The organism is Thermodesulfobacterium hveragerdense DSM 12571 (assembly GCF_000423845.1).
In the GTDB taxonomy this organism is placed as follows: Bacteria; Desulfobacterota; Thermodesulfobacteria; order Thermodesulfobacteriales; family Thermodesulfobacteriaceae; genus Thermodesulfobacterium; species Thermodesulfobacterium hveragerdense.
In genome coordinates this window covers 15,131-31,562 of sequence record NZ_AUIT01000006.1, presented here as the reverse complement: position 1 = coordinate 31,562, position 16,432 = coordinate 15,131, and the positions used below count along the sequence as shown (strand labels likewise).

13 protein-coding genes and 1 tRNA gene are annotated in these 16,432 nt (G+C 44.3%); 5 read left to right on the top strand and 9 right to left on the bottom strand.

The window, feature by feature from the left end:
* The 4 genes from fabF to G580_RS0102665 are packed head-to-tail and all read right to left on the bottom strand — an operon-like array spanning nt 1 to nt 3,727.
* Nucleotides 1–1,242: a beta-ketoacyl-ACP synthase II gene (gene fabF, locus G580_RS0102680; protein ID WP_028840929.1), complete on the bottom strand. Its 1,242-nt coding sequence runs from the start codon at nt 1,240–1,242 to the stop codon at nt 1–3.
* A 19-nt stretch (nt 1,243–1,261) separates the two neighbouring features.
* Complete coding sequence (acpP, locus tag G580_RS0102675) at nt 1,262–1,498, bottom strand: acyl carrier protein (RefSeq protein ID WP_022855603.1); 237 nt, start codon at nt 1,496–1,498, stop codon at nt 1,262–1,264.
* A 28-nt stretch (nt 1,499–1,526) separates the two neighbouring features.
* Nucleotides 1,527–2,630 carry an LptF/LptG family permease gene (locus G580_RS0102670; RefSeq protein WP_028840928.1) on the bottom strand — a complete coding sequence of 368 codons (1,104 nt, stop codon included), beginning with the start codon at nt 2,628–2,630 and terminating at the stop codon, nt 1,527–1,529.
* The gene (locus G580_RS0102665; RefSeq protein ID WP_028840927.1) at nt 2,627–3,727 is read right to left on the bottom strand and encodes an LptF/LptG family permease; all 1,101 of its coding nucleotides are present in this window, start codon (nt 3,725–3,727) and stop codon (nt 2,627–2,629) included. The genes G580_RS0102670 and G580_RS0102665 overlap by 4 nt, the downstream gene beginning before the upstream one ends.
* Before the next feature lie 120 nt (nt 3,728–3,847).
* Here G580_RS0102665 and hemW point away from each other — a divergent pair, with 120 nt between their 5' ends.
* Nucleotides 3,848–4,990 (top strand): radical SAM family heme chaperone HemW, encoded by a 1,143-nt coding sequence (gene hemW / locus G580_RS0102660; RefSeq protein ID WP_028840926.1) that lies wholly within the window; start codon nt 3,848–3,850, stop codon nt 4,988–4,990.
* Entirely contained in the window at nt 4,966–5,700 is a 735-nt protein-coding gene (locus G580_RS0102655; RefSeq protein ID WP_028840925.1) for a tRNA1(Val) (adenine(37)-N6)-methyltransferase, read from the top strand. The genes hemW and G580_RS0102655 overlap by 25 nt, the downstream gene beginning before the upstream one ends.
* A gap of 118 nt (nt 5,701–5,818) precedes the next feature.
* Here G580_RS0102655 and G580_RS0102650 read toward each other — a convergent pair whose 3' ends face one another.
* The 4 genes from G580_RS0102650 to G580_RS0102630 form a co-directional block, all read right to left on the bottom strand.
* On the bottom strand, nt 5,819–7,078 hold the full coding sequence (locus G580_RS0102650) for a hypothetical protein (protein ID WP_028840924.1): 1,260 nt from the start codon (nt 7,076–7,078) through the stop codon (nt 5,819–5,821).
* A 330-nt stretch (nt 7,079–7,408) separates the two neighbouring features.
* Entirely contained in the window at nt 7,409–8,194 is a 786-nt protein-coding gene (locus tag G580_RS0102640) for a UPF0280 family protein (protein WP_051173009.1), read from the bottom strand.
* Between the two features lie 107 nt (nt 8,195–8,301).
* Nucleotides 8,302–8,859 carry a fumarate hydratase C-terminal domain-containing protein gene (locus G580_RS0102635; RefSeq protein ID WP_028840921.1) on the bottom strand — a complete coding sequence of 186 codons (558 nt, stop codon included), beginning with the start codon at nt 8,857–8,859 and terminating at the stop codon, nt 8,302–8,304.
* 110 nt (nt 8,860–8,969) lie between these two features.
* Nucleotides 8,970–9,425: an RrF2 family transcriptional regulator gene (locus G580_RS0102630; RefSeq protein WP_028840920.1), complete on the bottom strand. Its 456-nt coding sequence runs from the start codon at nt 9,423–9,425 to the stop codon at nt 8,970–8,972.
* Nucleotides 9,426–9,788: 363 nt separating this feature from the next.
* Between G580_RS0102630 and G580_RS0102625 the strand changes: the two genes are divergently transcribed.
* Nucleotides 9,789–9,861: transfer RNA gene (locus G580_RS0102625), tRNA-Phe, on the top strand.
* Nucleotides 9,862–9,891: 30 nt separating this feature from the next.
* Nucleotides 9,892–10,716 carry an RNA methyltransferase gene (locus G580_RS0102620; RefSeq protein WP_028840919.1) on the top strand — a complete coding sequence of 275 codons (825 nt, stop codon included), beginning with the start codon at nt 9,892–9,894 and terminating at the stop codon, nt 10,714–10,716.
* On the opposite strand, the gene G580_RS0102615 is transcribed toward G580_RS0102620, so the two are convergent.
* A complete protein-coding gene (locus G580_RS0102615; RefSeq protein WP_169357060.1) occupies nt 10,637–11,932 on the bottom strand; it encodes a class I SAM-dependent RNA methyltransferase in 1,296 nt (431 codons plus the stop codon). The two genes, G580_RS0102620 and G580_RS0102615, sit on opposite strands and share 80 nt — an antisense overlap.
* A gap of 205 nt (nt 11,933–12,137) precedes the next feature.
* Here G580_RS0102615 and G580_RS0102610 point away from each other — a divergent pair, with 205 nt between their 5' ends.
* Nucleotides 12,138–16,337 (top strand): acyl-CoA dehydratase activase, encoded by a 4,200-nt coding sequence (locus G580_RS0102610; RefSeq protein WP_028840917.1) that lies wholly within the window; start codon nt 12,138–12,140, stop codon nt 16,335–16,337.
* The last annotated feature ends 95 nt before the right edge of the window (nt 16,338–16,432 follow it).

Here is a 16,432-nt window from a genome sequence, read left to right as displayed (position 1 = left end):
TTATTTTTCCTCCCATTTTTTAAAAACCAGCGTGGCGTTGGTGCCTCCAAAACCAAAGGCATTTGACATGGCTATCCTGATGTCTGCCTTTCTTGCCTGGTTAGGCACATAGTCGAGGTCACACTCAGGGTCTGGGTTTTCAAGGTTGATCGTAGGAGGTACCACCCCCTCATAAACAGCCATAACCGTTAAAACCGCCTCAAGCCCTCCAGCACCCCCAAGAAGATGTCCTGTCATAGATTTGGTGGAAGAAACCATAAGTTTATAGGCATGCTCACCAAAAACCTTTTTTATGGCCTTGGTCTCTGCCACATCATTAAGGGGTGTGCTTGTGCCATGGGCGTTTATGTAGTCTACCTGTTGAGGCAAAATCCCTGCGTCCTTTAACGCAAGCTCCATACACCTTGCCGCCCCTTCGCCGTCAGGAGAAGGTGCGGTCATGTGATAGGCATCTGCGTTTAACCCATATCCTATCAGCTCTGCATATATCTTGGCCCCTCTTTTTAAGGCATGCTCAAGCTCCTCAAGGACTAAAATCCCACATCCTTCTGCAATCACAAACCCATCCCGGCTGGCATCAAAAGGCCGGGAAGCCCTTTCAGGCTCATCATTTCTGGTAGAAAGGGCCTTCATCACCGAAAAACCTGCTATGGTCAAGGGGGTGATCATGCTCTCTGTCCCCCCACAGATCATGATGGTTGCCTGCCCTTCTCTTATCAAACGATAGGCCTCTCCTATCGCATGGTTGCCTGCTGCACAGGCGGTACACACCGCAAGGTTAGGCCCTTTGGCCCCAAAGTTGATGGCCACCTGACCTGCTGCCATGTTAGGTATGATCATCGGGATAAAAAAAGGACTCACCCTTTTATATCCCTTTTCGTCAAAAATACGGGTGTAATATTCTACCTGACCTACTCCACCCATCCCTACCCCGATAACTGAACCCACCTCAGGCCCAAGGTCCTCTAAAGGAAGACCTGCATCCTCTAAAGCCATCTTGGCTGAGGCCAAAGCATATTGAATAAAGGTATCTATACGAGATACCAGCTTGGAAGACATAAACTCTTCTGGTTTAAATCCCTTTACCTCACCAGCAATCTGGCTGGGAAGAGAAGACGGATCAAACTTGGTAATCCTGCCGATACCAGATTTACCTGCCTTGATGTTTTTCCAGGTCTCTTCAACCCCTATCCCAAGAGGGTTAACCGTCCCAAGACCGGTGACTACTACCCTTTTTCTCACGATTAATCCCCTAAAATTTTTAGTTTCCTACCTTGGCCTTTACATAGTCTATAACATCCTGCACGGTTCTTAACTTTTCGGCATCCTCGTCAGGCACTTCCATACCAAAGGCCTCTTCCATAGCCATAACAAGCTCTACCAAATCAAGGGAATCAGCCCCTAAGTCCTCGATAAAAGAAGCCTCTGGTTTGACCTGATCTTTAGAAAGATTAAGTTTTTGAGCGATGATGTCAATCACCTTTTCTTCTATAGACATAAAAAGCCCTCCTGTTGCAAGATTTTCTCTAATTTTTACCAGATTTTTTCAAAAAAACAAGATAAGCCTGCCAAAAATACCAGAAAAGACCAGCTAAACCCCAGGCAACAAGCGCCGGAATCCCTACCATAAACCCCTTTCTAAGCAAGGTCTGAAAAAACAGAAAATATACCAAATTCAAAAAGAAAAGCCCTATGCTTAAAAAGGCCCCCTTTTTCCAGTCGTTTGGCACAAAAAACTTTAAAAAGGCAAAAACAGAAAACACCGCAAGTAAAAAAGGCACAAACAAATAGAACCCTTTAAGAAATAGCTCAGCCACCACCTCCTGATAAGGGCTGTTTATCTTGGCTAAAAACCTTGCCCTTTCTATAAGCTCTGGGATAGAAAGAAAATAGACAGGCTTTTTTACCGTGGTTAAGGTGTCAGGCTCAAAGGAAAACCGGTAAGAAGCCTGAGGCAAAAACTCAGGAGAAAACCCCTTTTCCCTCCTCTGTTGCACCACCTCTTTCAACACCCACCTTCCCTGACTATAATATCCGCTTGCTGCCCAGAGCAGACTTAAAACCCTTTTATCCTTATCATAAACCACAACCGTAATCTCACCCAGGTATTCCCCTTTGGGCTCAAGAGGCTTGGCTATTAGATAACAGTCATCCCCTGTAAAAAAAATCTGGTCTCCAAAAACTACCTGCTGTTTCTTTTTGCCAGCGATCTTATACTCCCAGGTATAAAGAGCATTAAACGTGGCATAAGGCAAAACAAGGTTAAGAAACACCCCTCCCAAAATCCCTATGCCTAAAAGGGCCTTTCCTGTCTCTCTTAGCAACACCCCCTTAGCCACACCTAAGGAAAGAAACCCCATAAGCTCGTTGGTCTTAGCCCAGATAAAAAGGGTTAACACCCCAGAAAGCCCTACCACAAAAGGGAAAACCTCATAAAGGTTAACCAGGTTCTTCCAGAAGATATACCTTCCAAAAAGATAAAAAGGCTTGCCAAACTTAAGAAAATCCCCTAACCTCTCAAAAAAGTCTATCACCAGATAAAAACCAAGAAAGATAAAGAGTGACACCAGAGAAACCCTGAAAACCTCTTGCCATACATAAAGTTGATAAGTCCTTGGCTTAAGCCTCATAGGTAAACCTGATGGCGTTTCTTTTTAAACAAAAACCAGGCCTCCAACCCCACCAGAGCCCCAAACACCAGATAAAACCCTGCAAAACTTACCACCGGATAGACCCTTCCGTTTTCAGCCAGAGAATGGCATAGCTGATACCCCACATAAAACACCACATAAAGGGCTACCGCGGTGAAAAACACCAGAAACCGGTTGTGGGTTTTCATAAAAAAGGCTGTCAAAAACCCCTGAAAAACCACCAGAAACAAACTTAACGGATAGAAAAACCTGTCCCAGTATTCGGTAAGATATCTAAACCACTGACCCCTGTTTTTCTCAACCTCCTTTAACCTTGCCTTAAGCTCTGAAAAACTGAGCTCTCCCCTTCCAAACTCAACCATTTGCTCACCTTCTTTTACCACCAAAAAAAACTGATACTCCCCAAACCTGAAAACCTCAACCGTTTTGTCCTTACCCAGAGAAAAGCCCTCCCCCTGATAAAGGGTAAAAACCCCTTCCTTAGGGTCCAACCTTCCTTTTTCTGCCAGAAAAACCTGTTTTTTTTCAGCCCCCTTTTCCACAAGAAACACCCTCTCAAACTCGTGTGCTTTATCCTGCTTTTTTGCCTTTTCCACATAGATTACATGGTTTTCTCCCAGAGGGATAGCCCGTTTTTCTGGCAAAGGCTCTTCAAACTGCCTTTTAGTAAGTTCAAACCTCATCGTTTTCTGTAGCTTTTTGGCATAGGGTACCAGCCAGAAATGGGCCAAAAAAAGCAGCCCAAAACCTAAAAACATAAACACACACAAAGGTTTCAGAAAATCGCTAAACCTGAACCCCAGACTAAAAAATCCCAAAAGCTCCCGGTCCTCTTTAAACCTGTGGACCCCAAACATCACCCCTAAAAAAACAGAAAGAGGCAAGATAAAAGAGGTAAGCTGAAGAAAAAGGAGCCCAAAGTTTAAAAACACCTCTTTTAAACTCGGGTTAAGCTCAAAAAACTTCTGAAGCCCAAAGATGCCCTTTACCAGGGTGATGATAACACTAAAAAGAAAGAAAAAAACAGAAGTATAAAACAGATATTCTCTAAGGTGATACCGAAAAAAGGTCTTCATCCTTTCTATTTTATAACCTTTTTGCCGATTTTAAAATAGCAAGGCTAAAAATCTAAAAAGCCTCTCTCCCAAAGCCTTGCTAAACTAAAAGGGTAGCCTATAATAAAAAGGAAAAACCTGATGGCTTTTATCAGGGTTGCCCTTTATCTGCACGTTCCCTTTTGTGTAAAAAAGTGTCCTTATTGCGACTTTTATTCTCTTCCACATGTCCCTTCATCTGAAGAGGAAAAAACCTACCTTAAGGCTGTAAAGACCGAGGTCTTATACCTCAAAGACTTTGTGGAAAAACTCTCAGGAACGGCCCTTAAGATCACCACCTTCTATGCAGGAGGAGGCACCCCTTCCCTTCTGTCACCAGGGTTTTATCAGGAGTTCTTTGAGTTTCTTTCCTCTCAGTTTAGGTTCACCCCGGTTGAGTTAACCCTTGAGGCAAACCCTGACACCATAACCCCTGAAAAACTAAAAGGTTTTGTTGAGGCCGGGTTTAACCGGCTGAGCTTAGGGGTGCAAAGCCTTTCAGAAAAAGGGCTAAAAACCTTAAAAAGAACCTATCAGCTTAAAACCGCCTTAAAGGCCCTTGACATCGCCTCATCCCTTTTCTCAAACCTTTCTGTAGACTTTATCTTTGGATGGAAAGGCCAGGGACTAAAAACCTTAGAGGAGGAGATAAAAAAGGCCTTAAGCTTTTCTCCCACCCATCTCTCCTTTTACGAGCTAACCCTTGAGCATGAGGTCTCTTTTTCTGGCTTTTCCCCTAACAAACCGGTAGACCTTTTTTACCGGTTTATAGAACACACCTTAGAATCCCAGGGATATGTGAGATACGAAATCTCAAACTATGCAAGGCCAGGGTTTGAATGCAGGCACAACCTTTTTTACTGGGAGGTAAAGCCCTATGTCGGGGTTGGGCCTTCTGCGGTTTCCAGGATAGCAAACCTGAGATGGCAAAACCCTCAAGACCTAAAAGCCTATGTAGAAACCTTGCTTAACCAAAAAAAACTTCCCCTAACCCCTTTAGAAACCCTAACCCCCCTTGAGTTTGCCAAAGAGTATGTTTTTATGGGACTAAGGCTGAAAAAAGGGATTGACCTCAGGACCCTGAGTGCAAAGTTTGGCTACTACTTAGACCCTTGGGTTTTAAAAAACCTTATCGAAAAAGGACTGATAGAAAGAAAGGGAAACAGGGTTAGCCTGACCTCCCAAGGAAGGCTTTTTCACAACCAGGTGGTAAAACTCCTATGGAAAACGATGGAAAAGGCTTAAGTCTTACCCTGTTTTTTAAGGGAAAACTCAAGGTCTACCAGCCAGAAAAGGGCTTTAGGTTTGGGATAGACTCTGTGCTCTTAGGACATTTTCTCAAGGTTAAGCCTGGAGAAAAGGCCCTTGAGGTTGGGGCAGGGTCTGGGATCATCTCCCTGATGGCAGCCCTAAAACAACCCAAGGCCAGGATCTTTGCCGTTGAACTTGACCCCCTGTTTTTGCGGTGTTTAAGACTAAACACAGGGAAAAATCTTTTGGAAAACTCGATTTTTCCGGTAAAAGGGGATATCGGAAAAAATCCCTTCAGAAATGAAGTTTTTGACGTGGTTTTTTCAAACCCACCTTATTTCAAACCCGGATGCGGCAGGCAAAGTCAGGATGAGCTAAAAAACCTTGCCAAAAGAGAGACCAAGGCAGGGCTAAAAGAGTTTTTAAAAGCTGTGGCAGGGATCTTAAAAAACCGGGGAAGGTTATATCTTATCTTTACTGCCTTAAGGACAGCTGAACTTATCTCAGGTCTAAAGGAAGCAAGACTTGAACCTAAGGTCTTAAGGTTTGTCCATTCTTATCCTGGTGACCAGGCTCGTTTTTTGCTTGTTGAGGCGGTAAAACTGGCAGGAGAGGAGACCCTTGTCTTACCTCCCCTTTTTCTCTACCAGCAAAAAGGAGGCCCTTACACCACCGAGGTAAGGAAGATGTTGGAAGGAGTTTAAAAGAGGGATCAAGAAAGAGGTAAAAAAAGGATTAAAAACAAAAAAAAGGGGCAACTTCTATTGCCCCCTTTAAAATCTTTGGTGAGGCAGGCCCTGGCCTGCCTCTTAAACTTCCTTCTTAGAACATCGTCTGGATGTAGAGGTAGTAGTCGGTAATAGAGTCTTCTTTCTTATTAGTATAATAAGCTTTAGCTGCGTCGTCGTATTCTACCTTGTCAAACCCAAGGGACACCCTTGCAGCCTGGCCTTTGAGATAGTAGTTGAAAGCAACCCCCCAGCGGTCAAAGGCAAAGTCTTTCTTGACTTCAGTACCAGATTTATAAACGCCATCTGCCTCTACGTTTTCATACCTGATGGCAAGGGCTGGCTTTCCAAAACCAACCACCGCATCATAAAGAAGCTGTCCCTGAGCATACCAGATACTGGTATCTCCTTTTTTCAATGTTGTCTCATTATAGAAGTGGCTGTCGTTTAACTTGATGTAGCCAAGCTGAAGGTTAGGCACCCAACAGCCAAACTTCTTTTCAAAGAAAAGGTCTGCGGTCCAACCATCAGCTTCTAAACTTTCATTATAGATTGTATCTTCTTTATCATACAATTTTTCTTTGTAGTAGCCCAAACCTATGGTAAGGACGTCTTTTTTACCAAGGTAGGTGTCGCTTACCTTTCCGTGAGGAGAGGTAGTGGACTCTGGGGCAAACCCAAGCATAGTCGGAGTAAACTCAACCCTGGCAACCCACTGCAATCCTTTATAAGCCTCCCCTTTTCTCTGATCCTCGTTAAACACACCGATGTTATACCTAAACATTCCGTTTGCGATGTCTCCATGCACAACCAAACCACCGTCTGTCCTACCGATAAGTTTTAAAGGATTGTTAGAGATATTTTTACCTACAACACCAGTAGCATTTACTCCACCCTTATCATACCAGGCGTCAGTAGGAATGATAAGGCTGTAAGATGAGGTCATCTGATACCTGGTAAAAGGCACCCTAACCAAACCAGCCCTTACCTGAAGCTCAGGCATAAACACAAAGTTAACCCCAGCCTCTCTTGCTTTAACTTCGTTTTTCTCAGCATATCCTTCAACACCACCTGTAGCACCAGTGGTAGACCATTCCCCATAGAACTGAACCATCTTGCTTACCTGACCGGAAATGTAAAAACGAGAATCCTTGATGTCAAAAACATTCTTTTTCCAATCGTCAAGGTCACCCTTTCCTCTTTCATCAAACTTCTGATACATGATCTTCATGTTGTAGCCAAAGTCTGCAAAGGTATCCTCATCCACCTTGATCTGAGCAGCCTGAGTGGTAACGGCATAGCCCAAAACCAAAGCACCTGCCACACCTAAAACCTTCCATCTTGCTACCTTCATGCCACACCTCCTTTATTTTTTTCTTTTTTAAACCCTAACTTTCAAACCCTTAAAAAACAAACACCTCGTTAAAAATTAAACATAAAACCTCGTTTTGTCAACCCTGTAAAAACCAAACCTTCTTCCTAACCCTACATCCTTTCAAAGAACAGATAACATTCCATACCTTGCTTTATACTACACACAAGAGATTTTGTCAAGAAGCATTTTAGCAAGTTTTCCTTAAATAATCCCAAAAAATATCTTTTAAAAACTATTATACTTATCATTCTTCCTTTTTTGCCAAAATAAACCTTTTTTCTTAAATTTTTAGCCATATCTATTTTTAGATTAAGAAAAATTGAGGGGTTCAAGCCTTACGCCTTTTCCCCAAACCAAAAGTTTTTCTCCCAAAACCCCCACAACCCCCAAAACCCCTTCCACCTTCTCTGCCTTTTTCAAAACCTTTTCAAAATCCTGCTCTTTTCTTAACAAATTCCCCAGAGCTGTGGCCAAGGCATCGGCTATCGAGGCCTTTTTATGGATAACCGTTATAGCGTCAGCCTTGCCAAAACTTAAACTATGCCCGATCTTGCCTGATGAGGTGCAAACCCCACAGGGCATAAACCTGGCAGGCACAACCACACACACCCTGTTAGAAAAGGGAGAATCAATGCCAGCAAACAAACAAACCCTTGCCTCCTTTTTCAACCACAAAAACACATCTCCCCCGTTTTCTACCACCACCTGAGAGCTAAGCCCTCTCTCCAGGACAAGCCTTCCCACCCTCTCTGCAATCACCCCAGCTACCGCTGCCATCGGCCCAACCCCTGCCACCCTCCCTGCCAGAAGCATCTCCTTAACTATGTCTGGAGCCTCTTCGTCAACAGGCAAAGGACTCAGACTAACCAAAAACTCAGGATGCCCAAGGATATAACCCTCAAGCGGAAGCCTTACCTCCCTCACAATCCTTCCCACCTCTAAGCTCAAATCCTTTTCTGCCAGAACCAGAAGGTCTGTCTGCTTGTAAACCACCCGGAACTTACAGAGGTCTGTGGCAACCAAGGTGCGATAAAAGGGAACCTGACCGTAAGGGTCTAAAAAAGACTGCTTTTCTTCCTCCTGACTTTGGCTCATAACTCGGGAGAAAAACCTCGCAAAAAGATTTAAACCTTTTTATAAACCTTTTCCAAACCTCTTAAGACACCTCTTCTTTTAAGGCGCAAAGCTATATATCCTTACCTTCAAAAAGAATAAAAGTCCTCCCCAGCAACAGTGTTTATCACCACCGTAGGAAAGTCCCTTACCTTTATCCTGAAGAAGGCCTCTGGCCCAAGGTCTTCCCAGGCGATAAACTCCAGTTTTTCTACAAACTGAGAAAGAAAGGCCCCTGCCCCTCCAAAGGTGGCAAGATAAACCGCCTGATACCTTTTCATAACCTCAACCACCTTAAGGCTCCTCTTACCCTTTCCGATGGTTGCAGCAACCCCAAGAGACAAAAAAGCCTCCATGTAGGCATCCATCCTGCCTGAAGTAGTGGGCCCGCAAGCCCCGATCACCTTCCCCTCTGGTGCAGGGGTTGGCCCAACGTAATACATCGCCTGGTTGGTAAAATCAAACTGAAAACTTCCCTCCCGTAAAGCTTGAAGGATCCTACGATGGGTAGCATCCCTTCCACAGAGAACCCAACCAGAGATAACCACAGGCTCCCCTGGCAAAAGCCCCTCTAAAACCCTTCTATCCTCTACCGGAAAACTTAACCTCTTAGCCTTAGAAAAAACCTGATTAAACCACCCACCCATCTCTCACCCTCAAAAAAATCCCCTATCAACGCTTCTTTAGGTTAAGGAAGCATCTAACCTTAAAAACTTAAGGCTCAAAAACCTCAAAAACCAGCGGCAAAACCAAGGCCTTAACAACAGCCAGCGGTAATCGTTTCCACCAGTTTTTTCTTGTCCTTCTCAGTCTCAACCCTCAAGAGGTCTGCCAGCTTAACCTGTCTAAGCAAGCATTCGATGTACTGCCCGATCTTTTTCCAGATAGGATAAGCCACACACTCCTCCACATCCTCACACCCCTCTCCCAGGTCGATGCAGGAGGCAATACAAACAGGCCCCTCAAGAAGCTCAAGGATCTCATAAAAAGAAACCTCGTCTGGATGCTTTCTTAAAACATAACCTCCCCCAGGACCACGAGAAGACTTGATAAGCCTTGACTGACGCAACCGGTTTAAAATCTGGGCCAAATAAACCCGGGAGATGTTTTGACTGGCAGAAATCTCCTCCAACGTCACCCCGTTAGGATAAGCCTTGGCTATCTCATACATCGCCCTTACCGCATACCTGCCCTTGGTCGAAAGCTTAAACATAACCCATCACCCCTCTTAAGTTTGTTTTAATCTATTTAAATATACTTAGCTTATTTTAATATAAAATTTAGTTATTACAAGATATTTTTTAAAAAAAATATGTTTGGAAAAAATACTCAGAATAAACCTTGCAAAATATACTCTTAAACTAAATTTTAGCAAGATTTTGGGCACGGAAAAACCCAAGTTTTTTTAGCCTGCAAAGGTGGTTTAAAATTTTTTAAAACCAGGCTAAGAGTTAAGAAAAAACTGCCCGAACGGGTTTTTGGGTTGTTAAAAGAGGCAGGAAAAATTTTGGGGGAGTTTTTTTGTGGATAGAAAGTTGACAAAACTCCAATTTTAGGGTATGTTTAATACCAGGTTGCCGGGGTAGCTCAGTCGGTAGAGCAGCGGACTGAAAATCCGCGTGTCCCTGGTTCGATTCCGGGCCCCGGCACCTCCAAATCTCTTTATTCCTCAGGTCTTGATGCAAGTACGTCCTGTAGCCAGGCCTGAAGAGGCTAACCTTGAAAACCTAGCGGTGGTGCTGGTAAACCCGATGTATCCTGAAAACATCGGGGCTACGGCGAGAGCCTGTGCCAACTTCGGGGTGACTAAACTTATCGTGGTAAACCCAGAAAGCCTTGACCAGGAAAAAATTAAGGCCATGGCTACCAAAGGTGGCCTCCAAATAGTAGAAAACATGAAGGTCTTTCAGGACCTTGAGGAAGCCTTAAAGGACTTTCAGTACGTGGTTGGAACCACCGCAAGGCTTGGTAGAAGAAGGATGGTCTATCACACCCCTAAGGAAATAGCCCCTTATCTCTGCGAGCTTTCGGTTAAAAACAGGATCGCCATTCTTTTTGGAAACGAAAGATTTGGGCTTTCAAACGAACACCTCGGGCTGTGTGATAAGGTGGTTACTATCCCTACCACAGAGCAGGCCTCTTTAAACGTAGCCCAGGCTGTGGTGGTCATCCTCTACGAAATCTTTCAGCATGCTGCCACCCCTATCTTCCCAAAACCTCAGCTTGCAACCCAGCAAGAGCTTAACATCATGTATAAAATAATCGAGGCTACCTTAGAAGCCATAGACTACATCCCCCATGAAAACAAGGTGCTTTGGCACACAAACATCCGAAGGTTTCTCTCAAGGCTTGAGCTTACCTCAAAGGAGGTAAAGATCATCCAGGGTTTTTGCAGACAACTCCTCTGGGCGCTGGGAAAAGAGATTACCCTTTCCTCTCAAGAAGACAGAGCACCTCAAAATGATAGGTCTGAGGAAACATGTCAAAAAGATAAACCTTCTTAAGAAGATATCCCAGGTCTCTTAAGATCTTAAGGTCCCTTACCAGGGTAGGTGCATCGCAAGAAACATAAACCAGATACCTTTTATTTACCTCAGGAAGAAACCTCAAGATCTCTTTACAGCCTCCGCGAGGAGGGTCAAGTAAAACCAGGTCAAACCTTTCTCCCTGTTTTATCGCCTGATATAGGGCCTCGGTTGCACTCATCTGACGAAGGTCAAGTCTTCCGTCTATCCCGTTTTTTTCAGCGGTGTAAAGCCCGTCTTCTATGGCTCTCAGGTCTGTGTCTACCCCAAGGGCTTTGGTGGTCTCAGAAGATATCAGGGCTAAGATAAAGTTTCCCATCCCGCAGTGTAGGTCAAGGATGGTTTCGTAATCAAGGCCTAAGGACCTGATGGTGTATATGATGGCTAAGTTTATCTCCCAGTTGGTCTGCACAAAAACCCCTGGCTGTACATGATAAACCAGATGGTCTAACCCTTTAAAAAGCCGTCTTCCGCCAAAAGAGGCCCCTTCTGGGAAAGGGCCTTCTGGATGACGCCCTTTCATCCAGTAAAAACAGGCCTTAAGACCAGAAAGAGAGGCAAGCTCTTTTAGGTCCTCTTTACCTGGCTTTAAAGCCGTCCAGAAAATCAGGGTAGCCTTGCCTTCTAAAGGAGAAGACTCTATCTTTACCCTTTTGCTATAGGCAGAAAGCCTTATCCAGGAAGGACTTTGATACAGATCAAAAAGCACCTTGTTTAACACCTCTTCTGCAAGAAAGCATCTTTCTATTTTTAGGACCTCGTGGGACTTTCTCTTTACAAAACCCATCTTAAAGGCATCTGCCTCAACATGAAGCCTGAGTCTGTTGCGATAAAAAAACTCCTTAGGAGAGGGGACCACCCCTTCTAATGGTATGTCCTCCTTCCATCCAGCCCTCACAAAGGTTTCAAAAAGGATGGCCTGTTTAAGGCTTAGCTGGGCTTGATAGGTTGCATGCTGAAACTGACAACCCCCGCAAACCCCATAGTATGGGCAAAGAGGAGGCCTTCTGTCAGGGGAAGGCTCTAAGATATCCACTATCTCAGCCTCGGCATAATCGCCTAAGTCCTTAACCACCCGAACCTTAACCAGTTCCCCAGGCAAGGAATAGGGTATAAAAAGCACCTTACCGTCAGAGAGCCTACCTAAGCCCTCTCCCCCAAAAACTACCTTTTCTATCCTGACTGTAGCCTCCACCATAAACCCGAATTCCCTCTGGTTTCACCCCGAAAAGTCTAAATCTTTATTTTACCACGCTAAGCCTTATAAACAATCAAAAAACTTGCCACCCAAAGACCAAACTTTTTAAAACTTTACTCTTAAAAAATTTTACTTAAAATTTAAACTGTAAACCAGGAGAATTTTTAAATCAAAAGGTTAAAAACCCTCAAGGGGGTATTTGATGACACGATATGTAGGGCTTGACGTAGGGTCAGGGACAGCCAAGGTAGCAGTCCTTGATGAGAACAAAAACCTTCTTTTTTGGAGGTACGAAAAAACCCACGGTCAGCCTATAGAAACGGCAGAAAGGCTTTTAACCGAGGTGGAAAAGGGGTTTGGAAAAGAAAGTCTCTCTGGGATTACTTGCACCGGAACGGCTGGTAAAACCATCTCTCAGATACTTGGGTGTGCCTTTGTAAACGAGGTGATGGCTCATGCCAAGGCAGCAACCTTTTTTCATCCTGAGGTAAAGACGATCATAGACATCGGAGGCGAGGACTCAAAGCTTATTTTCATCACCCATGAAAGGGGTGTGCCTGAGATAGAGGATTTTGCGTTAAACACCCTTTGTGCGGCAGGCACAGGGTCTTTTTTAGAGCAACAGGCTGCAAGGCTTGGGTATACGATAGAAGAGTTTTCTCGGCTTGCTGTAGAGGCTCAAAACGTGCCAAGAATAGCAGGAAGATGCACCGTTTTTGCCAAATCTGACATGATACACCTTCAGCAGGCAGCGGTGCCTGACCAGGAAATCATCGCAGGGCTTTGTTTTGCCATCATCAGAAACCTGAGAAGCAACTTAGCCAAGGGAAGGGAGATTTTGCCTCCACTTGTTTTTCAGGGAGGGGTTGCGGCAAACTTAGGAGTAAGAAGGGCGATAAAAGAAATCTTAAGACTAAAGGACGATGAGCTTATCATCCCTGAGCATTTCAGGATCATGGGGGCGATAGGGGCTGCCCTCTACGGGCTTGAAGGTAAAGCCGCATCAGCATACAAAGGAGCTGACATCTTAAGGATCTATCTTAAAAAAAGAACCTATTCTCCACCAAGGTATGAGGTGTTAACACCTTTTAAGTCGCTGGAACTGTCAGAAAGGCTTAAACAGAGGTTTTTGATAGAAACTACCGCATCACAGGACAAACCCCAGGAGGTATGGCTTGGGGTTGACGTTGGGTCGGTAAGCACCAAGCTTGTTGCCATAAACCAGGAAGGAAAACTTATAGCCAAGGTTTATCTTCTTCATCAGGGGAAACCTCTTGAAAGCATCAAAAAAGGCCTTTTAGAGTTAAAAAAGCAACTTCCGGAAAACGTGGTGGTAAAAGGTGTTGGGACCACAGGTTCTGGAAGATACCTGATAGGAGACTTTATCGGGGCTGATGTCGTAAGAAATGAAATCACCGCACAGGCTTACGGAGCCCTTTTCATAGACCCAGAGGTAGACACCATCTTTGAGATAGGAGGTCAGGACTCTAAATATATCTACTTAGAAAACGGCACCATCTCAGACTTTACGATGAACAAAGCCTGTGCAGCAGGCACAGGGTCTTTTCTACAGGAACAGGCGGTAAAGCTTGGAGTCCCGATAGAAAAGTTTGGAGAAATCGCCTTAAAGAGTTCAGCCCCGCTTAAGCTGGGAGAAAGATGCACCGTTTTTATGCAGTCAGACCTTTTACACTACCAACAACAAGGCCTCCCTAAGGAAGACCTGATTGCAGGGCTTTGTTATGCCATAGTGCATAACTACCTGAATAAGGTGGTAGAGGACAGAAAAATAGGGAAAAAGGTGTTTTTCCAGGGGGCAGTGGCCTTTAACCAGGGGGTGGTGGCTGCCTTTGAAAAGGTGCTTGGCAAACCGGTGCTGATGCCTCCTCACCATGAGGTTACAGGAGCTATTGGAGTAGCCCTTCTTGCTAAGGAAGAAACCAAGGGACAAACCAAGTTTAAAGGGTTTGATTTAACCAAGGTTAACTATCAGATCCAGGCCTTTGAGTGCAAAGAATGTCCTAATCAGTGCGAAATCCACAAGATAACGATAGAAGACTCTCTTCCCTACTACTACGGAGGAAGGTGCGAAAAGTATGAGGTTGACCAGAGAAAACCTCAGGAACACATCCCTAATCTTACCTTAGAGCGTTTTGAAAAGCTTATCTCCTATGTAAAACCTGTAGAAAAAGGGGAAAGCCAGGATAAATCCATCGGGATTCCTCTTATCCTTCAGTTTTATGAATGGTTGCCTCTTTTTGCTACCTTTTTTCAGGAGTTAGGTCATCAGGTGGTTCTTTCGTCTCAGACCTCTAAGAGAATTATCAAGATAGGCTGTGAGATAACCCCAGGTGAGCCCTGTTTTCCTATAAAGATAGCCATAGGGCATATCAAAGAGCTTTTAGACAAAGGGGTTAAAACCCTTTTTCTTCCGCAGATAACCGACCTTCCTCCTGAGCATCCGGCTTTTGAGGTAGGCAAGGTATGTCCCTATGTACAGAGCGTTCCTTGGATAAGTCCTGCAACCTTCAGGTTCGAAGACCTTGGGGTAAAGGTAATAACTCCGGTGTTGCACTTAGGGCGCCCTGGCTTCTTGGTAAACCAAGAAGTAAAAGACCTTGCAAGGATGCTTGGGGTCTCAGAAAAAGAGGCTAAAAGGGCCTGGAAGATAGGAGAGGAAGCCCAGAGGGAGTTTCATCACTGGCTAAAACAGAGGGGAAAAGAGATTTTGTCTCAGTTTAAAGAAGAGGTGGTGCTTGTCATCGTAGGAAGGCCTTACAATGCCTTTGACCCAGGGGCTAACTTAGGCATACACTATAAAATTAAAAAATTAGGTATAGTTGGGTTGCCTGTAGACATGCTACCCTTAGAAGAATTAGACCATCCAAAAGTCTTTGAACCTCTCTCAGAGATGTATTGGGAATACGGACAGAGGTTTTTGCTGGCAGCACATCTTATAAGGGAAACACCTAACCTTTTCCCTGTGTTTTTTACCAACTTCTCTTGCGGGCCAGACTCTTTTATCCAGCACTTTTTTGAGGAACTGATGGGAGGTAAACCTTTTATAGAAATAGAGGTAGATGAACACAGCGCTGAGGCTGGGGTGGTAACAAGATTAGAGGCCTTTGTAGACAGTATCAGGGACAAGGTAAAACCGTATGATCTACGGAGAAGCTTTACTTTCTTGAAGGCAACCCCTAAAGAAAAAAGGACCATCTACATTCCTTACATGTGCGACCATGCGGTAGCCCTGGCAGCAGCTTTCAGAGCCTGCGGGGTTGAAGCCAAGGTGCTTCCAGAACCAGACGAACAAAGCCTTGACCTTGGAAGAAGGTATACCTCAGGCAAGGAATGCTATCCTACCATCCTTACCACAGGAGACCTTATCAAGCTGATAAATCAGCCAGGGTTTGACCCTGAAAAAAGCGTATTTTTTATGCCAAACAGCGGTGGGCCTTGCAGGTTTGGTCAGTATAACAAACTTCATCAGAAGATCTTACGAGACTTGGGAGTTAAACTTCCTGTCTATTCTCTACAACAGGACATGAGTTTTTACCAGGACTTAGACCTTTTAGGCAAAACCTTTATGAAGGTTGCCTGGAAAGGGATAGTAGCGGTAGACGTGCTAAATAAACTTCTTAGGGAAATAAGACCATATGCGAAAGACAAACAAGAGGTAGAAAAGTTATACCAGGAAGGGCTTAATCAGATAGAAAAAGCTATAGAAAAAGGAGAAGACCTGGTTTCTGTGCTCTTAGACCTTAAAAACCGGTTTGCCGGTTTAGAAGTTGATACCCAGAAAAAGCCCAAGGTAGGGGTGGTAGGAGAGATCTATGTTAGAAGCAACCGGTTTGCTAACGAAGACCTATACAGGTTTTTAGAGGACTTAGGTTTAGAGGTCTGGCTTCCTCCTATCACCGAGTGGATCCATTTTATCAACTACACCTCCAAAAACTGGGCTAAAAGGCTTGGACTTTTTAAGACCTACTTCAGGTATGTGCTTGAAAGCAGATATCTGAGGTGGGAAGAAGAAAAGTTTGTGTCTGTTTTTAAGGACATCCTTGATACGGCTGAAGAGTTGCCGGTTGAGGAGCTGATGAGGCTTACCCAAAGGTATGTGGACATAAGGTATGAAGGAGGGGAGGTGTTGCTTTCTGTAGGAAAGGCGGTAGAGTATACCCATAACGGGGTTTCGGGAATAGTAAACGTTATTCCTTTTGCCTGTATGCCAGGGAATGTAGTTTCTGCCCTGTTAAAAAGGATTAAAGAAGGAGAAGGGAAAAGGTTACCTGTGCTTACCGTTCCTTGCGACGGACAGAAGTCCCTTGGCACCAGGATGAGGATAGAGGCTTTTGCCGAACAGGTAAAGGAATTTTTTGCGAGTAAAAGAACAGCCCAGTAAACTTAAAAAATTTTATAAAAAATAAAATTAAAAACATAAAATCAATTGTATTTTTGATAATACGCCTGATTTTGTAGTTTTTTGCTGGTTGATTT